General features: G+C 71.0%; 19 protein-coding genes. 11 read left to right on the top strand and 8 right to left on the bottom strand.

The features are described 5' to 3' along the window. The first annotated feature begins 3 nt into the window (after positions 1-3). Entirely contained in the window at positions 4-972 is a 969-nt protein-coding gene (locus ABZ386_RS32510) for a hypothetical protein (RefSeq protein WP_356503927.1), read from the top strand. On the opposite strand, the gene ABZ386_RS32505 is transcribed toward ABZ386_RS32510, so the two are convergent. Then, complete coding sequence (locus ABZ386_RS32505) at positions 869-2,215, bottom strand: PLP-dependent aminotransferase family protein (RefSeq protein WP_356503929.1); 1,347 nt, start codon at positions 2,213-2,215, stop codon at positions 869-871. The genes ABZ386_RS32510 and ABZ386_RS32505 overlap by 104 nt on opposite strands. A 108-nt stretch (positions 2,216-2,323) precedes the next feature. On the opposite strand from ABZ386_RS32505, the gene ABZ386_RS32500 reads away from it, so the two are divergent. Then, positions 2,324-3,151 (top strand): alpha/beta hydrolase, encoded by an 828-nt coding sequence (locus ABZ386_RS32500; RefSeq protein ID WP_351340219.1) that lies wholly within the window; start codon positions 2,324-2,326, stop codon positions 3,149-3,151. Positions 3,152-3,194: 43 nt separating this feature from the next. After that, positions 3,195-4,196, top strand: a complete 1,002-nt coding sequence (locus tag ABZ386_RS32495; RefSeq protein ID WP_358967135.1) for an endonuclease/exonuclease/phosphatase family protein — start codon at positions 3,195-3,197, stop codon at positions 4,194-4,196. 43 nt (positions 4,197-4,239) lie between these two features. Here ABZ386_RS32495 and ABZ386_RS32490 read toward each other — a convergent pair whose 3' ends face one another. After that, on the bottom strand, positions 4,240-6,330 hold the full coding sequence (locus tag ABZ386_RS32490; protein WP_351340224.1) for a PhoX family protein: 2,091 nt from the start codon (positions 6,328-6,330) through the stop codon (positions 4,240-4,242). A gap of 280 nt (positions 6,331-6,610) precedes the next feature. On the opposite strand from ABZ386_RS32490, the gene ABZ386_RS32485 reads away from it, so the two are divergent. From ABZ386_RS32485 to ABZ386_RS32470, 4 genes are all read left to right on the top strand, one after another. After that, positions 6,611-8,689 (top strand): VWA domain-containing protein, encoded by a 2,079-nt coding sequence (locus tag ABZ386_RS32485; protein WP_358967132.1) that lies wholly within the window; start codon positions 6,611-6,613, stop codon positions 8,687-8,689. Between the two features lie 89 nt (positions 8,690-8,778). Continuing rightward, positions 8,779-10,395, top strand: coding sequence for a methionine--tRNA ligase (gene metG, locus ABZ386_RS32480; protein ID WP_351340229.1), 1,617 nt, complete (start codon positions 8,779-8,781; stop codon positions 10,393-10,395). Between the two features lie 129 nt (positions 10,396-10,524). After that, entirely contained in the window at positions 10,525-10,890 is a 366-nt protein-coding gene (locus tag ABZ386_RS32475) for a PH domain-containing protein (RefSeq protein WP_351340232.1), read from the top strand. Positions 10,891-10,976: 86 nt separating this feature from the next. Further along, positions 10,977-11,891: a hypothetical protein gene (locus ABZ386_RS32470; RefSeq protein WP_351340235.1), complete on the top strand. Its 915-nt coding sequence runs from the start codon at positions 10,977-10,979 to the stop codon at positions 11,889-11,891. A 61-nt stretch (positions 11,892-11,952) separates the two neighbouring features. On the opposite strand, the gene ABZ386_RS32465 is transcribed toward ABZ386_RS32470, so the two are convergent. Beyond that, a complete protein-coding gene (locus ABZ386_RS32465; RefSeq protein WP_351340238.1) occupies positions 11,953-13,296 on the bottom strand; it encodes an MFS transporter in 1,344 nt (447 codons plus the stop codon). A 180-nt stretch (positions 13,297-13,476) separates the two neighbouring features. Then, positions 13,477-15,240: an aspartate--tRNA ligase gene (gene aspS / locus ABZ386_RS32460; RefSeq protein ID WP_358967129.1), complete on the bottom strand. Its 1,764-nt coding sequence runs from the start codon at positions 15,238-15,240 to the stop codon at positions 13,477-13,479. Between the two features lie 167 nt (positions 15,241-15,407). Between aspS and ABZ386_RS32455 the strand changes: the two genes are divergently transcribed. Further along, on the top strand, positions 15,408-17,546 hold the full coding sequence (locus ABZ386_RS32455; RefSeq protein WP_351340243.1) for a SpoIIE family protein phosphatase: 2,139 nt from the start codon (positions 15,408-15,410) through the stop codon (positions 17,544-17,546). Positions 17,547-17,557: 11 nt separating this feature from the next. On the opposite strand, the gene ABZ386_RS32450 is transcribed toward ABZ386_RS32455, so the two are convergent. The 3 genes from ABZ386_RS32450 to ABZ386_RS32440 all read right to left on the bottom strand — a co-directional run bounded on the left by ABZ386_RS32450 (position 17,558) and on the right by ABZ386_RS32440 (position 21,468). Continuing rightward, positions 17,558-18,646 (bottom strand): AI-2E family transporter, encoded by a 1,089-nt coding sequence (locus tag ABZ386_RS32450; RefSeq protein ID WP_351340246.1) that lies wholly within the window; start codon positions 18,644-18,646, stop codon positions 17,558-17,560. A gap of 182 nt (positions 18,647-18,828) precedes the next feature. Then, positions 18,829-19,806, bottom strand: coding sequence for a pirin family protein (locus ABZ386_RS32445; protein WP_351340249.1), 978 nt, complete (start codon positions 19,804-19,806; stop codon positions 18,829-18,831). Between the two features lie 159 nt (positions 19,807-19,965). Next, positions 19,966-21,468 carry an MFS transporter gene (locus ABZ386_RS32440; protein WP_358967127.1) on the bottom strand — a complete coding sequence of 501 codons (1,503 nt, stop codon included), beginning with the start codon at positions 21,466-21,468 and terminating at the stop codon, positions 19,966-19,968. 138 nt (positions 21,469-21,606) lie between these two features. Here ABZ386_RS32440 and ABZ386_RS32435 point away from each other — a divergent pair, with 138 nt between their 5' ends. After that, positions 21,607-22,344 (top strand): TetR/AcrR family transcriptional regulator C-terminal domain-containing protein, encoded by a 738-nt coding sequence (locus tag ABZ386_RS32435; protein WP_351340254.1) that lies wholly within the window; start codon positions 21,607-21,609, stop codon positions 22,342-22,344. Between the two features lie 30 nt (positions 22,345-22,374). Here the strand turns inward: ABZ386_RS32435 and ABZ386_RS32430 are convergent, their stop codons facing one another. Further along, the gene (locus ABZ386_RS32430) at positions 22,375-22,839 is read right to left on the bottom strand and encodes an SseB family protein (protein WP_351340256.1); all 465 of its coding nucleotides are present in this window, start codon (positions 22,837-22,839) and stop codon (positions 22,375-22,377) included. A 132-nt stretch (positions 22,840-22,971) separates the two neighbouring features. Here ABZ386_RS32430 and ABZ386_RS32425 point away from each other — a divergent pair, with 132 nt between their 5' ends. Together ABZ386_RS32425 and ABZ386_RS32420 are read left to right on the top strand one after the other, a co-directional pair. Beyond that, positions 22,972-23,796, top strand: a complete 825-nt coding sequence (locus ABZ386_RS32425; RefSeq protein WP_351340259.1) for an intradiol ring-cleavage dioxygenase — start codon at positions 22,972-22,974, stop codon at positions 23,794-23,796. Positions 23,797-23,931: 135 nt separating this feature from the next. Next, on the top strand, positions 23,932-25,758 hold the full coding sequence (locus tag ABZ386_RS32420; RefSeq protein WP_351340262.1) for an acyl-CoA dehydrogenase: 1,827 nt from the start codon (positions 23,932-23,934) through the stop codon (positions 25,756-25,758). Positions 25,759-25,781: the final 23 nt, after the last annotated feature.

Raw genomic sequence — 25,781 nt, 5'->3', positions numbered from 1 at the left:
GGGGTGTCCGAGCGCGACCGGGCGCCCGTACCCGCCAAGGCGCCCCCACGACCGCGGAACGTCCTGTCGGCCGTTCTGCTGGCCCTCGCGTGCCTGCTCCTGCCGTTCGGGGCGCTGGCGTCCTGGGCGGCGCACGGGCTGACCGACACCGGCCGCTACGTCCGTACGATGGCGCCGCTCGCCGCCGACCCGGACGTGCGGCGCGCGGTGGCGGACGCCGTCGGGGACGGCCTCCTGCGGGAAGTCGGACACAGGTTCGACACCGGTCCGCCGCCCGGCGCGGCCGAACCCTTCGTGCGTGACGCGCTGTGGTCGTTCACCCGGACCGAGGCGTACCGCACGGGCTGGGACGCGGCGAACCGGGCCGTCCACGCCGCCGTGCTGCGCGCCCTGCGCGAGGACGCCGCGCACCGGGGCCCGGTCACCGTCGACATCGCCCCGGTCGTCAGCCGGGTCAGACACCGGCTCTCCGCCGACCACGTGCCGTTCGCCCACCGCATCCCGGTCACGCACCTGCGCGTCCCGGTGCTCCCGGCCGCGGACGCGGACCGACTGCGCAAGGGGTTCCACGTGCTGGACACCGCCGCCTTCTGGCTGCCGCTCGCCGCCGCCGTCCTCGCCGCCACCGGCATCGCCGTCGCCGCCTGCCGCCGCCGCGCGGTCACCGCCCTCGGCCTCGGCACGGCCCTGGGCGGCGCGCTGCTGGTCCTCGCCGTCGCGATCGGCCGCCGCCTCACCCTCGCCGACCTGCACGACGCCCCGCACCGCCCCGCGGCGGGCGCGGTCTACGACGCCCTCACCGCCACCCTGCGCTCGATGTCCTGGCTGCTGTGCGCCCTGGGCCTCGCGGTGGCGCTCGGCGCGTGGCTCACGGGACGGTACGGTCCCCGGCTCGCCGCGCGGCGACGTGCGCGAGGGTCCGCAGGGCCCGGCGCAGATCCGGCTCCGGAGCCGACGCGAGCCCGAGCCTGACCGCGTCGGGCGTGTGGCCGGGGGAGACGGCGAACGCGGGGCCGGGCGTGACGGCGATGCCGTGCGCGGCGGCCGCGGCCGTGAAGGTGTCCGCGCGCCAGGGGGCGGGCAGCTCCCACCAGGCGAAGTAGGCGTGCGGGTCGGACCGTACCGCGAAGCCCGCGAGTTCCTCGGCGAGGATCCGCTGGCGCCGGGCCGCGTCGGCCCGCTTGGCCTCCACCAGCCGCGCCACCGTCCCCTCCGCGGCCCACCGCACGGCCGCCTCCAGCGCGAACCGCCCCGCGCTCCACCCGCCCGAGCGCACCGCGTCGGCCACGGCGGCGACCCGGTGCGGCGGCACGACGAGGAAGCCGGCCGTGAGCCCCGGGGCGACCCGCTTGGAGAGGCCGTCCACGACATGGGTGAGGGCCGGGGCGTGCACGGCGAAGGGATCGCCGGGGGCGTGGAGGAAGGACCAGATGCGGTCCTCCACCACGGGCAGGTCCAAGTCGTGCACCAGCCCGGCGAGTTGCAGCAGCCGGGTGCGGCCCGTCGTCAGGGACGTGGGGTTGTGCAGCGTCGGCTGCACGTACAGGGCGGACAGCCGCGCCGACCGGTGCGCGGCGGCGACGGCCTCCGGGAGCAGCCCGGCCGCGTCACCCGCCAGCGGCACCAGGGTGATGCCCAGCCGGGCCGCGATCTCCTTGACCAGCGGATACGTCAGCTGCTCCACGCCGACCCGGCCGCCCGGCCGGACCAGGGAGGCCAGCACGGCGGCGATGGCCTGGCGGGCGTTGCCGGTGAACAGCAGCCGCTCCGGGCCGGGGCGCCAGCCCGGGGTGGCGAGGAGGGCGGCCGCGGCCTCCCGGGCGGCCGCGGTGCCGGTGGCGGCCGCCGGCAGCAGGGCCTCGGCCAGCACGTCGGGGCGCAGCAGCGGCGCGAGCACGGGGGCGAGCAGCTCCGGCTGGCCGGGCGCGGACGGGTAGTTGAGCTCCAGGTTGACGGGCACGGCGCCCGGACGGGCCTCGATGAGCGCCCGCCCCTCCGGCCCGGCCGGAGCGGCCCGCACGAACGTGCCGCGCCCGACCTCGCCGACGACCAGCCCGCGCCGCACCAGTTCCGCGTACACCCGCCCGGCCGTCGACGGGGCGATGCCCCGGCGCCGGGCGAACGCCCGCTGCGGCGGCAGCCGTTGCCCGGGCTTGAGCCGCCCGCCGGCGATGTCGTCGGCGATGCGGTCGGCGATACGCCGGTAGTCACCCATCGGTCGGTCTCCCCCTCTGGACCTAGAACCGTGCACCCTGAATCTCGGATTGCACCGAGAGCAAAGATCTTATTGCACCGAGTAGTTGGGCCGCCTAGGGTCGACGTCATGGCACCCTTCCTCGCATACGAGGACAAAGGCCCCGTCTCACCCCGGCAGCCGGTTGTCCCTCTGGTTCCCCTGGTCCTCGTCCACGGCCACCCCTTCGACCGCACGATGTGGACCCCGCAGCTCCGGACGTTCTCGGCGGACCGCCGCGTCATCGCCCCCGACCTGCGCGGCTACGGCGCCTCCCCGACCGCCCCGGCCGTCACGGACTTCTCCGGGTTCGCCCGGGACATCGAGGCCCTGCTGGACGAGCTGGAGGTGGAGTCCTGCGTGCTGGCGGGCCTGTCGATGGGCGGCCAGATCGTCATGGACTGCTACCGCCTCTTCCCCGAGCGCGTCCGCGGCCTGGTCCTCGCGGACACCTTCCCCTCCGCCGAGACCCCGCAGGGCGTCCGCACCCGCGACGCCATGGCCGACCGCCTCCTCGCGGAAGGCATGCGCGGCTACGCCGACGAGGTCCTGGAGCGGATGGTCGCCCCGTACGCCCCGGCCGAGGTCAAGGCACACGTCCACCGCATGATGACGGCCACCTCCCCCGAGGGCGCCGCCGCGGCCCTGCGCGCCCGCGCCCGCCGCCCCGACTACGGCGCCCTGCTCACCCGCGTCGCCGTCCCGGCCCTGGTCGTCGTCGGGGCCGACGACACCTTCACACCGGTCTCCGACGCCCGGGCCATGCACGCGGCCCTCCCGGACGCGGTCCTGCACGTCATCGAGGGCACGGCCCACATGCCGAACCTGGAACGCCCGGCGGAGTTCGACCGGGCACTGGCGGACTTCCTGGCCCGCGTCGACGAGCGGCAACCTTCCCCCGCCCCGCCCCGTCTTTGAGGGAGGATTCGGGCATCGCACCCCGTGAACGGAGGGCCGGGCCTTGGACACCGCCGCTGCCGAGTGGACCGCCACCGCCGACGGGCCGGAGCGCCGGCCCCCCGGACGGCGGCTCGGCGCCTGGTGCGCGGGGCTGCTGCTCGCCGGGGTGAGCGTGATCGTCGGCTTCCGGGCCGCCGACAGCGACGGCATCACCCCCGTCCCGCAGGTCCTCGCCTTCCTCCCCTGGCTGCTCGCACCCACGGCCCTGGCGCTGCTGCTCACCCTGCTGTCCCGCTGGTGGCTCGGGACGCTCTGGGGAGTCGTCGTGCTCGGCCTGCTGGCCTGGTTCATCGAGCCGTACGGCAAGACCGGGGATCCCGCGGGTCGCCCGGTCGCCGAGCTGCGCGTGCTGACCTCGAACGTCGAGTTCGGCCAGGGCACCGGCTCCCTGGTCGCCGCCGTCCGGCGCGAGAAACCGGACCTCGTCTTCGTACAGGAGTGCGAGTACACGTGCGACGCCCGGCTGAAGGCGGACCTGTCCCGGGACTACCCGCACCGCAACGCCGTCGAGGGCGGCGGCTCCGAAGGCTCCGTCATCCTCAGCCGCCACCCGCTCCGCCCCACGGAGGGCGTGCGCGCAACGATGGGCATGCCCGGCGCGATCGCCGACGTGCACGGACACCCCGTACGGCTCCAGCTCGCCCACCCCATGCCCCCGCTGCCCGGCCAGGTGGACCTCTGGAACAGGGAACTCGACGCCGTACGCGACGCGGCCGCCGCCGACCAGGGCACCCCCCTGGTCCTGGCCGGCGACTTCAACGCCTCCCAGGACCACGCCGCCTTCCGCCGCATCCTCGACACCGGCCTGTACGACGCCGCCCGCCTGGACGGCGCCGACCGCACGGCCACCTGGCCGGCCCCGACCGCCCCGACGTTCGGCACACAGATCGACCACGTGCTGGTGTCCGAGGAGTTCGCGGCCGACCGCACCCGCGTCCTGGACCTGGCCGACACGGACCACCGGGCGGTGGTCACGGACCTCACGCTGCACGAGAACGGTTAGGGGACGCCCGGCGGACGCCCCCTGTCACCGCGGTGCGGCCCGCTCAGCAGCCGATGTCGCCCCCGTCGGCACGCCACACGGCCACGACAGCCGGCCGGACGTAGGTGCCGGGCCCGTCGGGCCAGGTGCTGGCCGGCTTCTCCACGGACGCGCCGTCGATCTCGCCCGGGTGCTGCACGGCGACCAGGACCCGCCGCTCCTGGATGATCGGACCGCAGGTCTCGGCGCCCTTCGGCACGGTCAGGAACTGCTTCAGCTCACCGCGCCGCTCACCCCGGGTCGCCACGCCGAACAGCCCGTCGTGCGAGCCGAGCTGGGCGCCGTCGGTGGAGATCCACAGGTTGCCGTAGGGGTCGAAGGCGACGTTGTCCGGGCAGGAGATCGGGCTGACGCCGTCCTTCGGGAACCCGGCGAAGTAGGTCGCCGGGTCGTCCGGGTCACCCGCGACCAGGAACAGCGACCAGGCGAACCTGGTGCTCTCGGGCCGGTTCCACCGCTCGGTGAGCTCCAGCACGTGCCCGTGCTTGTTGGCGTTGCGCGGGTTGGCCTCGTCCGCCTTGGCGTTGGACCCGACACCCCGGTTGCTGTTGTTGGTCAGGGCGACGTACACCTTGCCGGTCACCGGATTCGGCTCGATGTCCTCGGGCCGGTCCATCTTCGTCGCTCCCACCTTGTCACCGGCGAGCCGCGTGAAGACGAACACCTCCTCGGCGCTCATGCCCTCCACATGCGAGACGGCACCGTCGGCGGTGGCCGTGGCCAGCGGAATCCACTCACCGCTGCCGTCGAACTCACCGTCGCTCGGCAGCTTGCCCGTGCCGTCGATCTCGATGGCCGGGGAGTCGCCGGTGAGCTTGGCGACGTACAGCGTGCCCTCGTCGAGCAGCGACAGGTTGTGCTCGCGCACGGCCCGGGAGGTCCCGCGCTTCATCCGCTTGCTGCTGACGAACTTGTAGAAGTAGTCGAACCGCTCGTCGTCACCGGTGTACACGACGGGCCGCCCGTCCGCCGTCATCCTGATGTTCGCCGCCTCGTGCTTGAACCGCCCGAGCGCGGTGTGCTTGCGCGGCGTGGAGGCGGGGTCGTACGGGTCGAACTCCACGACGTACCCGAACCGGTGCGCCTCGTTCGGCTCCTGGGCGACGTCGAACCGCTTGTCGAACCTCTCCCACTTCCGCTCGCTGGCCCCGGTCCCGATGCCGTACCGCTTGTCGGTCGCCCGGCTGCTGTTGGCGAAGTACTGGTTGAAGTTCTCCTCGCCGTGCAGGGTCGTGCCCCACGGGGTGACGCCACCGGAGCAGTTGTTGAGGGTGCCGAGCACCTTGGTGCCGCTCGGGTCGGCGGAGGTCTTCACGAGGTCGGACCCGGCGACGGGCCCGGTGAGCCGGAACTCGGTGGTGGCGGTGACGCGCCGGTTGAGCTGGTGCCGCGGAACGGCCGTGAGCTTCCCGCTCCTGCGGTCCTCCTCCACGACTACGGCGGACAGCCCGTGCGCGGCCCAGGCGATCTCGACCTGCTCGCGGGTCGGGTTGGCGGCGTCGTACCCGCGGAACATCAGGATCTCGTCGGTGTACTCATGGTTGGCGACGAGCAGCTGCCGGCCGCGCTCCCCTGGCAGCGGCAGGAGGGCGAGAAAGTCACAGTTGTACCCGAACTGCCCGGCCTGCGCCTTGGCGCTCTGCCGCTCCGGGTCGAAGGCGGGAGCGCCGCGCAGGATCGGCTCGCCCCAGCGGATGACGACGTTCTGCCGGTACCCCTCCGGCACGGTCACGGCGTCGGCGGTGTTCGGCGCGACGGGCGCGAAGCGCAGGCCGCGGGCGCCCTTCGCCTTGCCCCGGGCGGCCTCACGAGCGGCGTCGGCCGGCACGTCGGTCGGCACGGCACCGGCCTGCGGGGCCTGCGCGACACCCACGGCCCCCGCGCCCGCGGCGGCCACGGTCACCACGGCGGCGGCGCGCATCATCGAACGGCGGCTGAGGGCCCCGGCGATCACGTCACCGACGTACTCGTTGGAGCTGGTGTTGGGCACCTCGTGGAAGCAGGCGTCACCACACCGGAAACGACAGGTCAGGGCGGACCGGCCGCCGGGATGCGAACCGGACGGCGTTCCGATCAACGGCAGCAGCTTTCGCACTTTGCTCTCTCCTTGGATGCCCATGGTGTCAGCGTGACCGTAGGGGCACATACGTGCGGGAGCCGGGCGCCCGGATGAACAACGAGTGAACCCACAGCAGCCGTACGGGGGTTGCGGCGATTCAGCGTGGCGACACCTGCGCAGGCCGGATGTGCCCCTTGACAGGGTGGATCCCGCACACCTGACCCTGCCCAAGATCGCGCAGGAGGGCCGCTAACCTTACGTGTCCGTCCTGGCCAGGGATTGACGGGCTTCAACTCACGCGAAGGGTTGCGCGCACATGGGCATTCTCACTCGGTTGCGGAACGCGTTCGGACGGTCCCGCAAGTCGCGGACCGCCGAGGCGGAGGGTGCGGCGCAGACGACGACCACGGGGGCGGCGCCCGCACAGGAGCCGCCGGCGTCCCCGAACACGGTCCCGTCCCAGCAGACCCCGACGCCCCCCACCACCCCGGACCCGAAGGTCCCGTCCCCCACCACCGAGCCGACGACCCCCACCCCCTCGGCCACGGTCCCCGACCCCCGCCCGTCGTCCCCCGACGAACACGACCTCGTGGCAGCGGCCTTCGACAACGTGACAGTACCGAGGCCTTCGCGCCCGGCGGAGGGGGAGAGGTTCGGGGAGTCGGCGGCTGCGGGGGAGTCGACCGGGGTTGAGGAGCCGGCGGGTGCGGGGGACTCTGCGGGGGCGGAGAAGTCCGCGGTTACGGAGGCGCCGACGGCCGGGGAGGAGCCGGCGGCTGCGGAGCCGGCCGTCGCCGAGCCGGCCGGCGTGGAGCCGGAGACCGCAGGGCCGGACGCCGTGGACGAGCCGACCGGCGTGAAGTCGGCCGTCGTGGAGCCCGAGACCGCAGGGCCGGAGGCCGCCGAGGAACCGGTCGCCGAGAAGCCGACGGCTGCCGAGGAACCGGCGGGCGCTGCGGAGCCGACCGTCGTGGAGCCCGTGACGCCGACGGCGGAGGCGGAGGGGGCGGCCACGGACGAGAAGCCGGTTGCCGAGCAGCCGAGTGCCGACGAGCCGGACGTCGTGGCAGAGCCGGTCGCCGAGAAGGCGAAGGCCGACGAGCCGGAGATCGCCGAGGAGCCGGTGGCGGACGAGCCGACGGTGGCGGAGCCGGCGGCCGACGCGGAAACCACGCGTGCCACCGAGACCCACACGATCGACGAGCCCGAGTCGTCGTCGGAGCCCGAGACCTCGGCGGCACAGACCGAGGCCGTCCCGGAGGGCGAGGCGCAGCCCGAGCCCGAGGCCCAGCCGGAGGCGAAGGCTGCGGCCGAGACCGACGCACCGCTGGAGACGTCGGACCCCGCCCCGAAGGCGGAAGCCGAGCCCACCCCGGCCCAGCCGGAGCCGGAGCAGGCACCCGAGACCGAGCCGCAGCCGGAACCGGCACCTGAAGCGGAGGCGGAGGCGGCACCCGCCGAGAAGCCGAAGGCCGACACGGAGCCGAAGGCCGACACGGAACCGGACGCCGAGACAGCCGCAGAAGCCACGCGGGACGCGGAGGCCACGGCAGACGCGGAGGCCACAGCCGACCCCGAACCGTCTGCCACCCCCGATCCCGCAGCCGCCGACGGCGCCCAGCCCCCGCAGGGGCCACCCGCACCCGACGACGAAAGCAGCACGGGTGGTGCGGGTGGGAACAACACGGCCGAAGGCGAAGCCGAGGCCGAGGCCGAGCCCCAGGCTCCCAAGCCCGCCCTCACCCTCGCCCAGCTCAAGACCCACGCCCCCACCCTGGCCACCGCCTACCGCGCAGCCACCACCACCCTCAAGACCCACAACCTCACCGGCACCCGAGCCAAGGTCTACCTCGTCCTCGACCGCTCCGCGAGCATGCGCCCGTACTACAAGGACGGCTCCGCCCAGGCCCTCGCCGAGCAGACCCTCGCCCTCGCGGCCCACCTCGACCCCGAGGCCACCGTCCCGGTCGTCTTCTTCTCCACCGAACTCGACGGCACCGGCGAGATCACCCTCACCGACCACGAGAACAAGATCGACGACCTGCACGCCGGCCTCGGCCGCATGGGCCGCACCAGCTACCACGCAGCGGTCGAAGCAGTCCTCGCCCACCACGACAAGGAAGCCACCCCGGACACCCCCGCCCTGGTGATCTTCCAGACCGACGGCGCCCCCGACGCCAAGACCCCCGCCACCCAGGCCCTCACGAACGCCGCCAAGACCCACCCCACCGTCTTCTTCTCCTTCGTCGCCTTCGGCGACCCGGAGAACAAGGCCTTCGACTACCTCCGCAAGCTCAAGACCCCCAACACGTCCCACTTCCTCGCGGGCGAAACCCCCCGAGAACTCACGGACAAGCAGCTCTACGACGGCGTACTGGCGAACTGGCGCCCGTAGCCCCACCCGGGGTGGACAGGACAGAAACCCCTGTCCACCCCCCGAAACGCATGTGAGTCGATCTTCAGCGGGCCAGTAGGATTTCGACCATGGCGGCCACTGGATCCGAGAAGCAGGGGGCGAAGGCGTACTACGTCTCGACCCCCATCTACTACGTCAACGACGCTCCTCACCTGGGCCACGCCTATACGACCGTCGCAGGCGACGTGCTCACCCGCTGGCACCGTCAGCGCGGCGAGAAGGTGTGGTACCTCACCGGCACGGACGAGCACGGTCAGAAGATCATGCGCACGGCCGAGGCCAACGGGGTCACCCCCCAGGCGTGGGCCGACAAACTCGTCACCGAAGCGTGGAAGCCTCTCTGGGAGCACCTGGAGATCGCGAACGACGACTTCATCCGCACCACGCAGAAGCGGCACACGGACCGCGTCCAGGAGTTCGTCCAGGACCTGTACGACAAGGGCGAGATCTACAAGGGCGGCTACGAGGGCCCGTACTGCGTCGGCTGCGAGGAGTACAAGCTCCCGGGTGAGCTGCTCGACGGCGAGGGCGATTTCGCAGGTCAGAAGCTCTGCCCGATCCACAAGAAGCCGGTCGAGATCCTCAGCGAGGAGAACTACTTCTTCAAGCTGAGCGAGTACGGCGAGAAGCTCCTCGCCCACTACGAGGCGAACCCCGGCTTCATCCAGCCCGAGTCCGCGCGCAACGAGGTGCTGAACTTCGTCCGCCAGGGCCTGCAGGACCTCTCCATCTCCCGCTCGACCTTCGACTGGGGCATCCCGATCCCCTGGGACGACAAGCACGTCATCTACGTGTGGGTCGACGCCCTGCTGAACTACGCCACGGCGGTCGGCTACAACGAGAACCAGGCCAAGTTCGAGGAGACCTTCCCGGCCGACGTCCACCTGGTCGGCAAGGACATCCTCCGCTTCCACGCGGTGATCTGGCCCGCGATGCTGATGGCGCAAGGACTCCCCCTCCCCGGCAAGATCGCGGCCAACGGCTGGCTCATGGTCGGCGGCGAGAAGATGTCGAAGTCGAACCTGACCGGCATCAAGCCGCAGGACCTGACCTCGCACTTCGGCGTGGACGCGTACCGCTGGTACTTCCTGCGCGCCATCGCCTTCGGCCAGGACGGCTCCTTCTCCTGGGAGGACTTCTCGGCCCGCTACACCAGCGAGCTGGCGAACGACTACGGCAACCTGGCGTCCCGCGTCGCGGCGATGGTCGGCAAGTACTTCGGCGGCGAGCTGCCGGCGTCGACGGCCGACGGCGAGGCGGAGCAGGCGATCCACGACGGCCTGGCGAAGGCGGTCGCGGAGGCGGACCGCCGGATCGGTGACGACCTGGACTTCCAGGGCGGCATCCTCGCGGTCTTCGACTTCGTGAAGCAGGTCAACGGCTACATCACCGAGCAGGAGCCCTGGAAGGTCGCGAAGGACACGTCCGACGAGGGCAAGGCCCGCCTGGCCACGATCCTCTACACGGCCGCCGAGTCCCTCCGCGCCGTCGCGGTCCTCCTCAACCCGGTCATGCCTGACACCTCCCAGAAGCTCTGGGACTCCCTCGGCGCGGAGGCCTCCCTCGGCGCCCTCGCGGACCAGAAGGTCCAGGAGGCCGGCACCTGGGGCAGGCTCCCCGCCGGCACGACGGTCACCAAGGGCGCGGTCCTCTTCCCGCGCCTGGAGGAGAAGCCGACCGCGTAACAGCGGTAACACGCTCGCTACAGCACGGGGCCCGGGAGAACGAGAAGCTTCTCCCGGGCCCCGCGCTTTGCGAAGATCCCCTGAGGACGGCCACCCGGCCGCCGCACATCACCTGGGGGGTTTTCGTTCATGGCACTCTTCGGCAACGCGCACACCATCAACCCCGCCTCCGCCCAGCAGGACTACGCCCGCCTCCTCGGCCACGGCGAACAGGTCCACGCCGCATTCCTGCTGATCCGCGACACCATCCTCTTCACCGACCGCCGCCTGATCCTGATCGACAAGCAGGGCATCACCGGCAAGAAGGTCGAGTACCACTCGGTCCCCTACCGCAGCATCACCCACTTCGCGGTGGAAACGGCCGGCACGTTCGACCTGGACGCCGAACTGAAAATCTGGATCTCCGGCACCCCCACCCCCATCGAAAAAACCTTCACCAAGGGCGTCGACATCTACGAGGTCCAGGCCATCCTGACCCAGTTCGTGGCGAGGTAGCCACTGAACGTTTCTTCCAGCCTCGAAAGGGTGAACAAGCCCTGTGTGCTGCATATGCCAGACCTCGATCGGCCTAGCGTGCACACATGGTCACATCAACCCATGAGACCTCACACCGGATCTTCCAGGACCATCCGGAGGTTCTCACTCCCGCTTTCGAGGCACTGGGATTACCCCCGCCCGCCAAGGCGATCATCGAGGCACTCACCCCCGATGCCACGGAGCTCAAGCCCCTGGAACGCCGTGCGGACACGGTGCTGAAGGTCGAGCCGTCCGAGGGCGAAGCCTTTCTCATCGCCATCGAGGCCCAGACATCCCGAGTCCGGGGAAAGGATGCGAGCTGGTCGTACTACGTGGCGTATTTGCGCGCGAAGTTCGACCTGCCGGTGCTGCTCGTCGCGGTCTGCAGAAACCGGCGGACGGCGTCCTGGGCCGCCGGTCCCTTCGAGTGCCGGGTCGGCACCTGGACGACCCAGGTCACGCGCCCGTTCGTTCTGGGCCCGGACAATGTTCCGGAGATCACCGACGAGTCCCTGGTGGCCCGGGAACCTGCGATGGCCACGTTCTCCGCCATCGTGCATAGCGAAAGCGAAAACGCCCCCGCCATACTGGGCATGCTGGCCCGCGGGATGCGGTCGTTCGACAAGGCAACAGCGAAGTACTGGTGCGAATGGCTTGAGGTCGGGCTGGAGAACACTCCGGTCCGGGAGACATGGAGAGAGCTGGAGAAGATGGTCGCCACATACTTCCCGGGCAGGGGAACCCTCTTCGAGGAGACATACCTGGAGGGCAAGGCCGAAGGCAAAGCCGAAGGCAAGGCGGAGGGCAAGGCGGAGGGCAAGGCCGAAGCCACTCTGCGCGTCCTGGAGAAGCGCGGCATCCCCGTCCCCGAGGAAACCCGCGACCGCATCACCTCCTGCACCGACCTCGACACCCTCACCCAGTGGTTCGACCGCTCCCTGACGGCCACCGCGGCGGAGGATCTGTTCGTCGAGGAGTGAGCGGACCGGAAAGCAGCTCGGGCCCGCCCCTCACCAGGAGCGGGCCCTGAGGCGGGTCGGGTCAGTGCGCCTCCTCCGCGACCGGCTTGCCGGTCACGGTGGGCTGCCCGCTGATCTGCCTCCGGTTCGTATGCCGCACGAACGCCACCCCCACCACCGCCAGCACCGACGCCGCCGACAGCGTGTACAGCCCCCCGTTCGTGCTCCCCGTGGTGTCCTTCAGGTAGCCGAAGAGGGTCGGCGAGACGAAACCGCCCAGGTTTCCTATGGAGTTGACCAGCGCCAGCCCCGGCGCCGCGATCTTCAGGTCCAGGCCCGACTGGGCCATCGGCCAGAACAGTGTCGCCGCGCACTTGCCGCCGACCGCGGCCAGCGTGAGGGCGGCGAGGCCGAACCAGGGGGACCCGAGTGTCGCCAGGAACGTGCCGGTCGCGGAGAGGACCAGGGCGATCGCCAGGTAGGGGCGCCGGTCGGGGGCCCGGTCCGTGAAGTGGCTCATCGTGTACATCGCGATCACCGCGCAGATCCACGGGATCGCCGACAGCAGCCCGATCTGGAAGGACGACAGCCCGCCGATCTCCTCCACCAGGCTCGGCAGCCAGAACGTGATCGCGTAGCCGGTGAGCGCCATCGCGAAGAAGACGGCGGTCAGTACGGCCACCTGCGGGTGGAGGATCAGCTTCCAGCGGGAGACCGACGGCGCCCGGTCCCGCGCCTCCTTGTCCCGGGCCACCGCCTCGCTCAGCGCGTCCTTCTCCTCCTGTGTGAGCCACTTCGCGTCCTGGATCCGGGAGACGAGGAAGAACCCGGCGATGAAGCCGACCAGGATGGAGAAGGCTCCCTCGAGGGCGAACATCCAGCGCCAGCCGGCGATGCCCCCGGCGCCGTGCAGCTCCAGCAGCGCGCCTGTGATCGGGCCGGTCACGATGTACGCCGTCGCCGAGCCGCCCAGGAAGATCGCGCCGGCCCGGCCCCGGCTGGAGTCCGGCAGCCACTGGGTGAAGTACAGGAGCACCCCGGGGAAGAACCCGGCCTCCGCGACACCGAGCAGGAAGCGCAGGGCGTAGAACATCCACACGTTGTGGATGAAGCACATCGCCACGATCACCGCGCCCCAGGTGATCATGATCCGGGTCAGCCAGATCCGCGCGCCGAACCGCTCCAGCCACATGTTGCTCGGCACCTCGAACAACGCGTAGCCGATGAAGAACAGGCCCGCGCCGAGCCCGTAGGCGGTGGCGCTCACCCCGACGTCGGCGCGCAGTTCGTCCTGGACGAAGCCCACGTTCGTCCGGTCCATCTGGTTGACCAGCAGCATCAGGACCAGGATCGGCAGCATGCGGCGCAGGAATTTGCTCACCGCGCGCTGCTCGGCCTCGGGTATGGATATCGCAGCGTCTGACATCGTTGTCTCCCCTGGGGCATACGCATGCGTGAACAGCAATCACGTAGGCGGGAAGATTACGGAGGGCCCGCTTCCGGGTCAATGGGTTGACAGATATTCATATACATGAACGCTGCGGATAGAGAAGTGGCCCGGAACCGACGCCGGTTCCGGGCCACTCACACGATGTGCGCCGTACGCCTACTTCGGCTGCGGCTTGCGCACCGACAGGTGCAGCTCCTTCAGCCGCGCCTCCTCCAGCTCCGTCGGCGCGCCCATCATCAGGTCCTGGGCGTTGCCGTTGAGCGGGAAGGCGATGGTCTCGCGGATGTTGGGCTCGTCCGCGAGGAGCATCACGATGCGGTCGACGCCCGGGGCGATGCCGCCGTGCGGCGGGGCGCCGAAGCGGAAGGCGCGCAGCATGCCGGCGAACTTCTCCTCGACCGTGTCGCGGTCGTAGCCGGCGATCTCGAAGGCCTTGAGCATGATCTCCGGCTCGTGGTTCCGGATCGCGCCGGAGGACAGCTCGACGCCGTTGCAGACGATGTCGTACTGCCAGCCGAGGATGTCCAGCGGGTCCTGGGTCTCCAGGGCCTCCAGACCGCCCTGCGGCATGGAGAAGGGGTTGTGCGAGAAGTCGATCGCGCCGGTCTCCTCGTCCTTCTCGTACATCGGGAAGTCGACGATCCAGCAGAACCGGAAGACGCCCTCCTCGAAGTGCCCGGCGCGCTTGGCGGCCTCCACCCGGACCGCGCCCATGATCTTGGAGACCTCGTCGAACTCGCCCGCGCCGAAGAACACCGCGTGACCGGGGGCCAGCGACAGGCGCTTGGTCAGCTCGGCGACGTTCTCCTCGGTGAGGAACTTCGCGATCGGGCCGGACAGCGAGCCGTCCTCGCCGACGCGGACCCAGGCCAGGCCCTTGGCGCCCTGCGAGACGGCGTAGTCGCCGAGCTGGTCGAAGAACTTGCGGGGCTGGCCCGAGACGTCCGGCACCGGCAGGGCACGCACGTGCTTGCCGGCGAAGGCCTTGAACTCGGAGCCCTCGAAGATGTCGGTGATGTCGACGAGTTCGAGCTTGGCGCGCAGGTCGGGCTTGTCGGAGCCGTACTTCAGCATCGCCTCGCGGAACGGGATCCGCGGGAACGGCGAGGTGACGTGGCGGCCGCCACCGAACTCCTCGAACAGCTCCGTCATCAGCTTCTCGACGGGCTGGAAGACGTCCTCCTGCTCTACGAAGCTCATCTCGATGTCGAGCTGGTAGAACTCGCCCGGCGAGCGGTCGGCGCGGGCGTCCTCGTCGCGGAAGCAGGGCGCGATCTGGAAGTAGCGGTCGAAGCCGGAGATCATCAGCAGCTGCTTGAACTGCTGGGGCGCCTGCGGGAGGGCGTAGAACTTGCCCGGGTGCAGGCGGGACGGGACGACGAAGTCGCGGGCGCCCTCGGGGGAGGTCGCGGACAGGATCGGCGTCGCCATCTCGTTGAAGCCGAGGGCCGTCATCTTGTGACGGATGGCGGAGATGACCGCCGTGCGCAGCATGATGTTGCGGTGCATGCGCTCGCGGCGCAGGTCCAGGAAGCGGTACTCCAGGCGCCGCTCCTCGTTGACGCCGTCCTCCGTGTTGATGGTGAAGGGCAGCGGCGCGGCGGCGCCGAGCAGCTCGACCTCGTCGACCTCGACCTCGACCTCACCGGTCGGCAGCTCGGGGTTGATGTTCTCGGCGCCCCGGGAGACGACCTTGCCGTCGACACGGACGGTCGACTCCTTCGACAGCTTGTCGAGGGCCTCGTAGGCGGGGGTGCCGGGACGGGCCACGAGCTGCGTGATGCCGTAGTGATCGCGCAGATCGATGAAGAGGATGCCGCCCAGGTCGCGCCGATTGTGCAGCCAGCCACTCAGCCGGACGTCGGTGCCGACGTCAGAGGAGCGGAGCTCGCCGCAGGTGTGGGACCTGTACCGATGCATCGTCGTTCATCCAGTCTTCGCTGATCGGGGTCTGTGTTTCACGTGAAACTGGTCCCCAGCGTACCGGGCAGGCGAAGATCGACTCGCCCGAGTTCTCCACAGGTGACGATCGAGCACGCTTCCGCTTTCGGTGGCATCGTTCGAGCGCGTCTTCTTAAAGTAGGGCAATGCGCACTGGCGAGCCCCTGCCCGCCGTGGGGGAGGCCCTGGCCGCCCTCGCGACCGGCCTGTGGCACTGGGACACCGCCACCGGGCTGGTCACGGTCGACGCCGAGGCGGCACGGCTGCTCGGGCTGCCCGCCGAACAGGTCAGCCTCACCGAAGCCCAGGCCCGGGCCCGGCTGCACCCGGTCGACTGGAACGAGATCACCGGCGTGATCCAGCTCGCCGTCTCCGAGGGCACCCTCGCCGAGGTGCGGATCCGGATCATGGACGAGCAGGGCCGGGTCGTCCGGGTGGTCCGCAGCCGCTCCAAGCCGTCCTTCGACCGGGCCCGCAAGGCGTACCGGCTGATCGGCACCCTCCAGGAGGTCACGGAGCCGACGCCGGGCACCCCGGCCGGGCGCAGCGCGGTCACCGGCGACTGGCGGCGCTCCCGGGAGGCGTTCCTGCTGGACGCGGGCCGGGCCCTGGCCGAGGCGCGCTCCACGCAGGAGGTCCTGCGGGTCACGGCAAACCTGTCGATGCCGGGGTTCTCGCCGGACGGGCTGGCGGTGTTCGGCGTGCAGGGCGACCGGCTGACGGTCATCGGCCACCACGGGCAGCAGCAGGGGGACGAGAACCCGTTCTCGGACATGCCGCTGGACACGGACTACCCGGCGGCCGAGGTGGCCCGGACCGGCCGGGCCGTCTACCTGTCCTCGGCCGAGCAGTACAAGGCCCGCTATCCGCTGACCTGGCCGCTCGCCGAGCGGTTCGGCCGCAAATCCTGGGCGTTCCTCCCGCTGACCGTGGCCGGCCGCACGATGGGCGCCTGGATGGCGGCCTTCGCCTACCCGGTCGCGTTCACTCCGGACGAGCGGTCCGTGCTGGCGACGGTGGCGCGGATGCTGGCCCAGGCGCTGACCCGGGCGGGCGTGGCCGAGAGCGAGCGGGCCCTGACCGACGGGCTCCAGCGCACGATGCTGCCGAGGCTCGGCCCGCAGCGCATCCCGGGCATGAGCGTCGCCGCCCGCTACGTCCCCACCGGCGGCGGACTCCAGGTCGGCGGCGACTGGTACGACGTGATCCCGCTGCCCAGCGGGCGGTTCGCCCTGGTCATCGGGGACGTCCAGGGCCATGACGTACGGGCGGCGGGGCTGATGGGCCAGCTGCGGATCGCCCTGCGGGCCTACGCCTCGGAGGGGCACCGCCCGGACGCGGTGCTCTCCCGCGCCTCGCGCTTCCTGCACGGCATCAGCGACGAGGACCCGGCCGACCCGCGCTTCGCGACCTGCGTGTACGTCGAGGTGGACCCGGCGACGGGGGTGCTGGACATCGCCCGCGCCGGGCACCCGGACCCGGCGATCCGGATGGCCGACGGCACGGTGCTGACGCGGCCGACGTCGGGCGGACTGCCGCTGGGCATCGACCCGGACGCCGACTACCCGACGACCCGGCTCGCCCTGGAGCCCGGCGAGACCATGCTGATCTGCACGGACGGCCTGATCGAGACGGGCGGCCACGACCTGGAGACCGGCTGGCGGCGGCTGCGGGCGATCCTGGAGGAGCACAAGGGCGATCTGGAGGAGCTCGCCGACGCGCTGGTGCAGGCCGTGCACGGGCCGTCCTCGCACCACACCACCGGCCCGCTGGCCGACCGCCGCGAGGACGACATCGCCATGCTGCTGCTGAGCCGGGACGGCGAGGGCTGCGGCTGCGGCGGGTCCTCGATCGTGCGGCCTCCGGTGCGGCGCTCGGTGCTGACGGTCGCGCAGGCCGAGCCCGAGCGGGTCGCGGTGTCCCGGCAGCAGCTGCGCGAGCTGCTGCACGACTGGGCCTCGACGGACCAGGTCGACTCGGCGGTGCTGCTGCTGTCCGAGCTGCTGACGAACGTCCTGGTGCACACCGACTCCGACGCGCTGCTCGTCGCCGAGATCACCGGCGAGGTGGGAGACCGGCGGCTGCGGATCGAGGTCACCGACGCGGGTGACGACCTGCCGCACAAGCGCAGACCCGGGGAGCTGGCGTCCTCCGGCCGCGGCCTGGTGCTGATCGAACTGCTCGCGCACGCCTGGGGGGTGGACCCGCGGGGCGAGGGCAAGAGCATCTGGTTCGAGCTCTACGAGTCCGTGAACGGCTCGGGCGACGGCTCCTGGTCGCCGTAGCGCCGCAGGGGTCAGGACTTCTCGGACGGCGACGGCTCCTGGTCGCCGTAGCGGAGGCGCAGCTCCTGGACGACCCCGAAGGCGGCCGCGGTGAGCGGCACGGCGAGCAGCATGCCGAGCACGCCGGCGACCGACGCCCCGGCCGTGATCGTCACCATCACCACCGCCGGGTGCATCTGCACGGTCCGGCTCTGGATCGCCGGCTGCAGCACGTGCCCTTCCAGCACCTGCACGGCGAGCACCACCCCGAGCGCCCACAGGGCGATGACGAACCCCCGGTCGGCGAGCGCGACCAGCACGGCCACGGCTCCCGAGACGAAGGCGCCGAGGTAGGGGATGTACGCCCCGACGAAGACCAGCGCCCCGAGCCCGGCCGCCCCGGGCACGTCGAGGACGAGCAGTCCGACCGTGATGCAGAGGGCGTCGATGAGGGCGATGAGGGTGGTGCCGCGCATGAACCCCTCGACGGCGTGGAACGCCCGTCGCGCCATGGCCTCCAGGGTGTCGGCGGAGCCGCGCGGGGCCAGCGCCCGCAGCGTCGCGGTGGCCTGGTCGGAGTCGCGCAGGAAGAAGAAGACGAGCAGCAGCGCGAGCACGGCCATGGCGAGGGACTCGCCGACCACGCTGACCCCGCTGATCACGCCGGAGGCGGCCGTACCGCCGAACTTGCCGAGCAGCTCGCGGGCGTTGGTGGCGATGTCGTCCAGCGAGGTCCCCGCGGCCCCGAAGTGGTCGGAGACGCCGCGCGCGGCCTGTCTGAGCGAGGCGACGATCTCGTCCCCCGTGTCGATGAGCGCCGCGACGACGATGTAGACGGCCCCGCCGACCACGGCGACGACGGCGACACAGGTGAGCCCGGCCGCGACCGACCGGTGCACCCCGGCCTTCACGAGCCGCCGGTGCAGCGGCCGGAGCAGTGCCGTCCCGAGCAGCGCGAGCAGCACGGGCACGACGGCGGTCCGGAACTCGTCGCACAGCCGGATCCCGACGTAGACGACTCCGGAGACGAGCAGGAGGAGCACGCACCAGGCGGCGAGACGCCGGAGGGGGTCCGGCAGGAGGGGCCCGGGGCCGGGGAGGGGCGGCTTGGAGACCTGCACGCCCCCAGCCGAACACGCGCCGGGCGGGCCGTCCCGTCAGGACGGCCCGCCCGGGTGACGGGGCGTCAGCCCAAGGGCACGGCAGCACCAAGGGCCGTCAGCCCCATCGGCCCGTCAGCCCTGGGTGGGCGTCAGCCCTGGGTGGGCGTCAGCCCTGGGTGGGCGTCAGCCCTGGGTGGGCGTCAGCCCTGCGGGCCGCCCGCCGTCATGCCGTGCACCGCCGGGACCGTGCCCAGGCGGCCCTTCTGGAAGTCCTCGAAGGCCTGCATGAGTTCTTCCTTGGTGTTCATCACGAACGGGCCGTAGTGGGCCATCGGCTCGCGGATCGGCTGCCCGCCGAGCAGGACGACCTCCAGGTCCGGCGTGTGGGAGTCCTGCTTCTCGTCCGCGCGGACGGTCAGCGAGGAACCGGCGCCGAAGACGGCGGTCTGGCCCATGTGGACCGGGCGCCGCTCGGTGCCGACGCTGCCGCGCCCGGCCAGCACGTACGCCAGGCCGTTGAAGTCCTCGCGCCACGGCAGGGTGATCTCCGCGCCCGGGGCGAGGGTCGCGTGGATCATCGTGATCGGCGTGTGCGTGATGCCCGGACCCTGGTGCCCGTCCAGCTCACCGGCGATGACGCGGAGCAGCGCGCCGCCGTCGGGGGTGGTGAGCAGCTGGACCGAGCCGCCGCGGATGTCCTGGTAGCGCGGGGCCATCATCTTGTCCTTGGCCGGGAGGTTCACCCACAGCTGGAGGCCGTGGAAGAGCCCGCCGGACATGACGAGGTGCTCCGGTGGCGCCTCGATGTGCAGCAGGCCCGAGCCCGCGGTCATCCACTGGGTGTCGCCGTTGGTGATGGTGCCGCCACCGCCGTTGGAGTCCTGGTGGTCGAAGATGCCGTCGATGATGTACGTGACGGTCTCGAAGCCGCGGTGCGGGTGCCAGGGGGTGCCCTTGGGCTCGCCCGGCGCGTACTCCACCTCGCCCATCTGGTCCATCATGATGAACGGGTCGAGGTGGCGGTAGTTGATCCCCGCGAAGGCCCGGCGCACCGGGAAGCCCTCGCCCTCGAAACCGCTCGGAGCGGTCGTGACGGCCAGCACGGGACGGGCCACGGCGTCGGCCGGCGCGGTCACGCGGGGCAGCGTCAACGGGTTCTCGACGGTCACTGCAGGCATGTCGGTTCCTCCTCGTGTACGCCCAGTTTAGTTGAGCGTTGAACTTTCTGCCACCCCAAACAGAGAAAACCGGGAGGGCATTCCCAGCGAAGGAGGGAGCCAACCCCGCAGCAGCCGGAAGGCCGGCACCCCGGGGGTGCCGGCCTTCGTCCGCCCTGGTCAGGCCACCAGCTCACGCTCCTCGCTCCCGGCTCCGGAGGGCTCGGCCGCCTTGCGGTCCCGCATCACCAGCGTGGCGACGACGGCCGCGGCCAGGACACCGACCGCGCTGATCGTGAAGGTCGTCGACATCGAGGCGGTGAAGGCCTCCCGGGCCGCCCGCACCAGGCTCGCGTCCCCGCCGGCGACGGCGAGGGCCCCGCCGATGGACTCCCTGGCCTGCTCGGGGGCGCCGGCCGGCATCTCGTCCTGGTAGCCGCCGGAGAGCAGGGAGCCGAGGATCGCGATGCCGAGGGCGGTGCCGGACTGCTGGATGGTGTCGTTGAGGGCGGAGCCGACGCCCGCCTTCTCCTCCGGGATGGTGCCCATCAGCGCGGCCACCGCGGCCGGCATGGCCAGACCGGCACCGAGGCCCAGGATCCCCAGCGCCACGGCCGGGACGGTGAAGCCGCTGTCGGCGGTGAGCGTGGTCAGCAGCCCGAAGGAGACGGCCATCAGCAGCATCCCGCCGAGGATGACGAACCGGTTGCCGGCCTTCACGGCGAGCTGCGCCCCGGCCGCGTTGCCGGCCAGCGCGGCCACGGCCAGCGGCAGGAAGGCCAGGCCCGCCTTGACCGCCGACCAGCCGAGGACGAACTGCAGGTACTGGGTCAGTACCAGCAGCAGACCGGCGTTGCCGATCTGGACGAGGGCGAGGGAGAGCGAGCCACCGCTGAAGTTGCGGTGCCGGAACAGGACCAGCGGGACCATCGGCGCGGAGGTGACGTTCTCCCAGACCACGAAGCCGGCCAGGGCGAGCACCGCGACGGCCAGGACCAGCAGGGAGCGGGTCTCGAAGGCGCCGTGCTGCGGGATCTCGATGATCCACCAGACCAGGGCCGTCATGCCCACCGCCGACAGCACCGCGCCCAGCGGGTCCGGCTTCTGCCAGGGCGCCTTCGACTCGGGCATCAGCAGCACACCGGCCAGCAGCGCCAGGGCGACGATCGGGACGTTGATCAGGAAGATCGCCTGCCAGGCGAAGTGGTCGATGAGCACCCCGCCCAGCACCGGGCTGCCGACCAGCCCCAGCATCGACACCGAGCCCCACGCCGCCATGGCCTTGGGCCGCTCGTCCTCGTCGAAGACGGTGATCAGGATCGACAGCGTCGACGGCATGATCAGCGCCCCGCCGACGCCCATCGCGATCCGCACGGCGATCAGCTCACCCGGACTGGAGCAGAACACCGCCCCCAGCGAGGCCGCGCCGAACAGCAGCAGGCCGATCAGCATCACCTTCCGGCGCCCGAACCGGTCCCCCAGGCTGCCCGAGGTCAGCAGCAGCCCGGCGAAGACCAGGACGTAGGAGTCGAGGATCCACTGGGTCTCCTGGGCGCTCGCCCCGATGTCCTCGGTCAGCGCGGGCACCGCGACCGTCAGCGCCATGTTGTCGACGACCAGGACCAGCGTGCTGAGACACAGCACGATCAGGATCCACCAGCGGCGTGGATTGCGAGCTTCCATGTCCTCTTCCCCTCCCGCGAACACCGTTCCTTCGATGCGCACACTGTACGCATAGAGGAACAGTGTGCGCAACCCTTGAGTTCTGTACGCTGATTGCGCACGCTGTTCGCACGCGAGGGTCATTCAGGAGGAGCACCCATGAGCAGAAGCAAGGCGACGGAGAAGAACCCGATCCCGTCCGTATGGACCCGGGAGCAGCGCCGGACCGACCAGCCCGCGCTCAGCCGGGACGCGATCGTGCGCGAGGCGATCGCGATGCTCGACGCCGAGGGCATCGAGGCGCTCTCCATGCGCAAGCTCGGCGCGCGCCTGAACGCGGGAGCGACCTCCCTGTACCGGCACGTGGCGACGAAGGACGAGCTGATGGAACTCGCGGTGGACGAGGTCGCCGCCGAGATCCACGTCCCGCCGGCCGGCGGCCCCGACTGGCGCGCGGCGGTGACCGAGGCGGCCGGGTCCTTCCGCACGACGGCGCTACGGCACCCCTGGCTGACCCTGGTCCTGGGGCAGGCGGGGCTCGCCTACCTGGGCCCCAACTACATGAACTTCTCGGAGCGGCTGGCGGCGCTGTTCACCGCCGCGGGATTCCCGGAGCCGAGCCGGGCGATCGACGCCGTCTTCTCGTACGTCATCGGCATGAGCACGACCGAGGCCGCGTGGCTCACCACGGTCGCCCGCTCGGGCGAGACGGAGTCCGAGTTCGTCGCGCGCCTGCTGCCCACGGCCCAGCAGGTCTCGGCCGGCTACGAGCACCTGGCGGCCGCGGACGCCGAGACCGCCGCCCAGGCCGTGGATCCCGCCCGGCTCCGCGACGACAAGTTCACCTACGGCCTGGAGGTCGTCCTGGACGGCCTGGCGCTGCGCCTCGCGAAGTAGGGTCAGCCGCCGTCTGCGCAGCAATGGCGTCTAGCCATACATCCGGCGCATCGCGAACTCGACCATCTGCTCCACGGCCTTCGCGTCGAACACCATCCGGTGCTCGCCCTCCATGTCGAGGACGAAGCCGTAGCCGGTGGGCAGCAGGTCCAGCACCTCGGCGCCGGTGATCACGAAGTACTTGGACTCCTTGCCCGCGTACCGGCGCAGCTCCTTGAGCGTGGTGAACATGGGGATCACCGGCTGCTGGGTGTTGTGCAGGGCGAGGAAGCCGGGGTTGTCGCCGCGCGGGCAGTAGACCTTCGACGTCGCGAAGACCTGCTGGAAGTCCTCGGCGGCCATCTGCCCGGTGGTGAACGCGCGCACCGCGTCCGCGAGCGAGGGCGGGGACGGCTCGGGGTACAGCGGCGGCTGCTGCCCGTACCCGCCGGACATCGGCTGCTGCGGAGGGGCGTACTGCTGCTGCGCGCCCGCTGTCTGGTCGTAGCCGTACATGAGCGCAAGCGTACCGAGAGCGGCCGGGCGGGCGGTGCGGTACGGCGGTGAGGGCGAACCGACAGTGACCCGACAGCCACTTGACAGCCGCCGCTATGGATCGGCACAGCCTCGGCTCATAGCGTCGGAGCCATGACCGAACGCCGCGACGAGGGCCCGCACGAGCACGACCGAGGCCTCTCCCACGACCTTCCCGTCCTCGCCCGCCGCCGGATGATCCGGCTGATGGCCGGAGCGAGCCTGATACCGCTGGTGGGCTGCACGTCGCAGGAGGAGACCCCCGCGTCCTCCTCGTCGTCCCCGGCGTCCTCCTCGTCGTCCGCCGCCTGCGCGGAGATCCCCGAGGAGACGGCCGGGCCCTTCCCCGGCGACGGTTCCAACGGTGTGAACGTCCTGAAGGAGAGCGGGGTCGTCCGCAGCGACATCACCAAGAGCTTCGGCGACTCCGCGGGCGGCACCGCCGAGGGCGTCCCCCTGACGATCACGCTGACCGTGGTGGACGCGGCCTCCGGCTGCGGCACGCCGAAGAAGGGCGCCGCCGTCTACCTCTGGCACTGCGACCGGGAGGGCAACTACTCCCTGTACTCCGAGGGCGTCACCGACGAGAACTACCTGCGGGGCGTCCAGGAGACCGACGACCAGGGTCGGGTCACCTTCACGAGCGTCTTCCCCGGCTGCTACTCCGGCCGCTGGCCGCACGTCCACTTCGAGGTCTACGGGAGCCTGGCCGACGCCACGGCGGCCACGTCCGTCACGAACACCTCGCAGCTCGCCTTCCCGAAGGACGTCTGCGACACCGTGTACGCCACGGACGGCTACGACGCGAGCGTGCGGAACCTGAGCAGCCTCTCGCTGGAGACGGACAACATCTTCAGCGACGGCCACGCCCAGCAGCTGGCGACGGTGCGGGGCAGCACCGGCGAGGGCTACACCGCGACGCTGACCGTTCCGGTGTGACCTGTCACAGATGACGGGATCGGGGTTGCTTCTTATTACCGACGGGTAGCATCATCGGAGCTACTTGTTGGTACGTGAACTAGCGCGAGGATCCAGTGCCTCGCCGATCTCTCTACGGAGCCGGGAGCCGTCGCCATGGGGCACTACAAGTCGAATCTCCGCGACATCGAGTTCAACCTCTTCGAAGTACTCGGGCGGGACAAGGTGTACGGCACCGGCCCGTTCGAGGAGATGGACGTCGAGACCGCGAAGAGCATCCTGGAGGAGCTGACCCGCCTCTCCGAGAACGAGCTGGCCGAGTCCTTCACCGACGCCGACCGCAACCCGCCGGTCTTCGACCCGGAGACCAACACCGCGCCGGTCCCCGCGTCCTTCAAGAAGAGCTACCAGGCCTTCATGGACTCCGAGTACTGGCGGCTCGGCCTGCCCGAGGAGATCGGCGGCACCACCTCGCCCCGCTCCCTGATCTGGGCGTACGCCGAGCTGATCCTGGGCGCCAACCCGGCCGTGTGGATGTACTCCTCGGGCCCGGCCTTCGCCGGCATCCTCTTCGAGGAGGGCAACGAGGTCCAGAAGCACATAGCCAAGATCGCCACGGAGAAGCAGTGGGGCTCCACGATGGTGCTCACCGAGCCCGACGCGGGCTCCGACGTGGGCGCCGGCCGCACCAAGGCCGTGCAGCAGGAGGACGGCTCCTGGCACATCGAGGGCGTGAAGCGCTTCATCACCTCCGGTGAGCACGACATGTCGGAGAACATCCTCCACTACGTGCTGGCCCGCCCCGAGGGCGCAGGACCCGGCACCAAGGGCCTGTCCCTCTTCCTCGTCCCGAAGTACCTCTTCGACTTCGAGACCGGCGAGCTGGGCGAGCGCAACGGCGTCTACGCCACGAACGTCGAGCACAAGATGGGCCTGAAGGCGTCCAACACCTGCGAGATGACGTTCGGCGACCAGCACCCCGCCAAGGGCTGGCTGATCGGCGACAAGCACGACGGCATCCGCCAGATGTTCCGCATCATCGAGTTCGCCCGCATGATGGTCGGCACGAAGGCCATCTCCACGCTGTCCACGGGCTACCTGAACGCGCTGGAGTACGCCAAGGAGCGCGTCCAGGGCCCGGACCTGGCGAACTTCATGGACAAGACCGCGCCCAAGGTCACCATCACGCACCACCCGGACGTGCGCCGCTCCCTCATGACGCAGAAGGCGTACGCCGAGGGCATGCGCGCCCTGGTGATGTACACCGCCTCGATCCAGGACGCCATCCAGATCAAGGAGGCCGCCGGCGAGGACGCCACCGCCGAGCACGCGCTGAACGACCTGCTCCTGCCCATCGTCAAGGGCTACGGCTCCGAGAAGGGCTACGAGCAGCTCGCCCAGTCGCTGCAGACCTTCGGCGGCTCCGGCTTCCTCCAGGAGTACCCGATCGAGCAGTACATCCGGGACTCCAAGATCGACACCCTCTACGAGGGCACCACGGCGATCCAGGGCCAGGACTTCTTCTTCCGGAAGATCGTCCGCAACCAGGGCGCCGCGCTGAACTCCCTCGCCGAGGACATCAAGAAGTTCCTCGCCCTCGGCACCGGCGGCGAGGAGCTGGCCGGGGCCCGCGAGCACCTCGCCAAGGCCGCCGTCGAGCTGGAGGCCATCGTCGGCCTGATGCTCACCGACCTCGCGGCCACCGAGCAGGACGTCAAGAACATCTACAAGGTCGGGCTCAACACCACCCGCCTGCTGATGGCCTCCGGTGACGTCGTCGTCGGCTACCTGCTGCTCAAGGGCGCCGCGGTCGCCGCCGAGAAGCTTCAGACGGCCTCCGCCAAGGACAAGGCCTTCTACACCGGCAAGATCGCCGCGGCGAAGTTCTTCGCGGCCAACGTCCTGCCGGGCGTCACCCTGGCCCGCAAGGTCGCCGAGGGCGTCGAGCTGGACCTGATGGAGCTGGACGAGGCCGCGTTCTGATCCTCACGTCCTCTGTTCGAGGG

This window comes from Streptomyces sp. NPDC006140 (genome assembly GCF_040628815.1).
In the GTDB taxonomy this organism is placed as follows: Bacteria; Actinomycetota; Actinomycetes; order Streptomycetales; family Streptomycetaceae; genus Streptomyces.
This window is presented reverse-complemented; position numbering and strand designations above follow the sequence as displayed.

Coding starts and splice junctions, on each gene's coding strand:
- ABZ386_RS32505 (WP_356503929.1), bottom strand. CDS start 2,215: ATGGGTGACTACCGGCGTATCGCCGACCGCATCGCCGACGACATCGCC.
- ABZ386_RS32500 (WP_351340219.1), top strand. CDS start 2,324: ATGGCACCCTTCCTCGCATACGAGGACAAAGGCCCCGTCTCACCCCGG.
- ABZ386_RS32485 (WP_358967132.1), top strand. CDS start 6,611: ATGGGCATTCTCACTCGGTTGCGGAACGCGTTCGGACGGTCCCGCAAG.
- metG (WP_351340229.1), top strand. CDS start 8,779: ATGGCGGCCACTGGATCCGAGAAGCAGGGGGCGAAGGCGTACTACGTC.
- ABZ386_RS32475 (WP_351340232.1), top strand. CDS start 10,525: ATGGCACTCTTCGGCAACGCGCACACCATCAACCCCGCCTCCGCCCAG.
- ABZ386_RS32470 (WP_351340235.1), top strand. CDS start 10,977: ATGGTCACATCAACCCATGAGACCTCACACCGGATCTTCCAGGACCAT.
- ABZ386_RS32465 (WP_351340238.1), bottom strand. CDS start 13,296: ATGTCAGACGCTGCGATATCCATACCCGAGGCCGAGCAGCGCGCGGTG.
- aspS (WP_358967129.1), bottom strand. CDS start 15,240: ATGCATCGGTACAGGTCCCACACCTGCGGCGAGCTCCGCTCCTCTGAC.
- ABZ386_RS32455 (WP_351340243.1), top strand. CDS start 15,408: ATGCGCACTGGCGAGCCCCTGCCCGCCGTGGGGGAGGCCCTGGCCGCC.
- ABZ386_RS32445 (WP_351340249.1), bottom strand. CDS start 19,806: ATGCCTGCAGTGACCGTCGAGAACCCGTTGACGCTGCCCCGCGTGACC.
- ABZ386_RS32440 (WP_358967127.1), bottom strand. CDS start 21,468: ATGGAAGCTCGCAATCCACGCCGCTGGTGGATCCTGATCGTGCTGTGT.
- ABZ386_RS32435 (WP_351340254.1), top strand. CDS start 21,607: ATGAGCAGAAGCAAGGCGACGGAGAAGAACCCGATCCCGTCCGTATGG.
- ABZ386_RS32430 (WP_351340256.1), bottom strand. CDS start 22,839: ATGTACGGCTACGACCAGACAGCGGGCGCGCAGCAGCAGTACGCCCCT.
- ABZ386_RS32425 (WP_351340259.1), top strand. CDS start 22,972: ATGACCGAACGCCGCGACGAGGGCCCGCACGAGCACGACCGAGGCCTC.
- ABZ386_RS32420 (WP_351340262.1), top strand. CDS start 23,932: ATGGGGCACTACAAGTCGAATCTCCGCGACATCGAGTTCAACCTCTTC.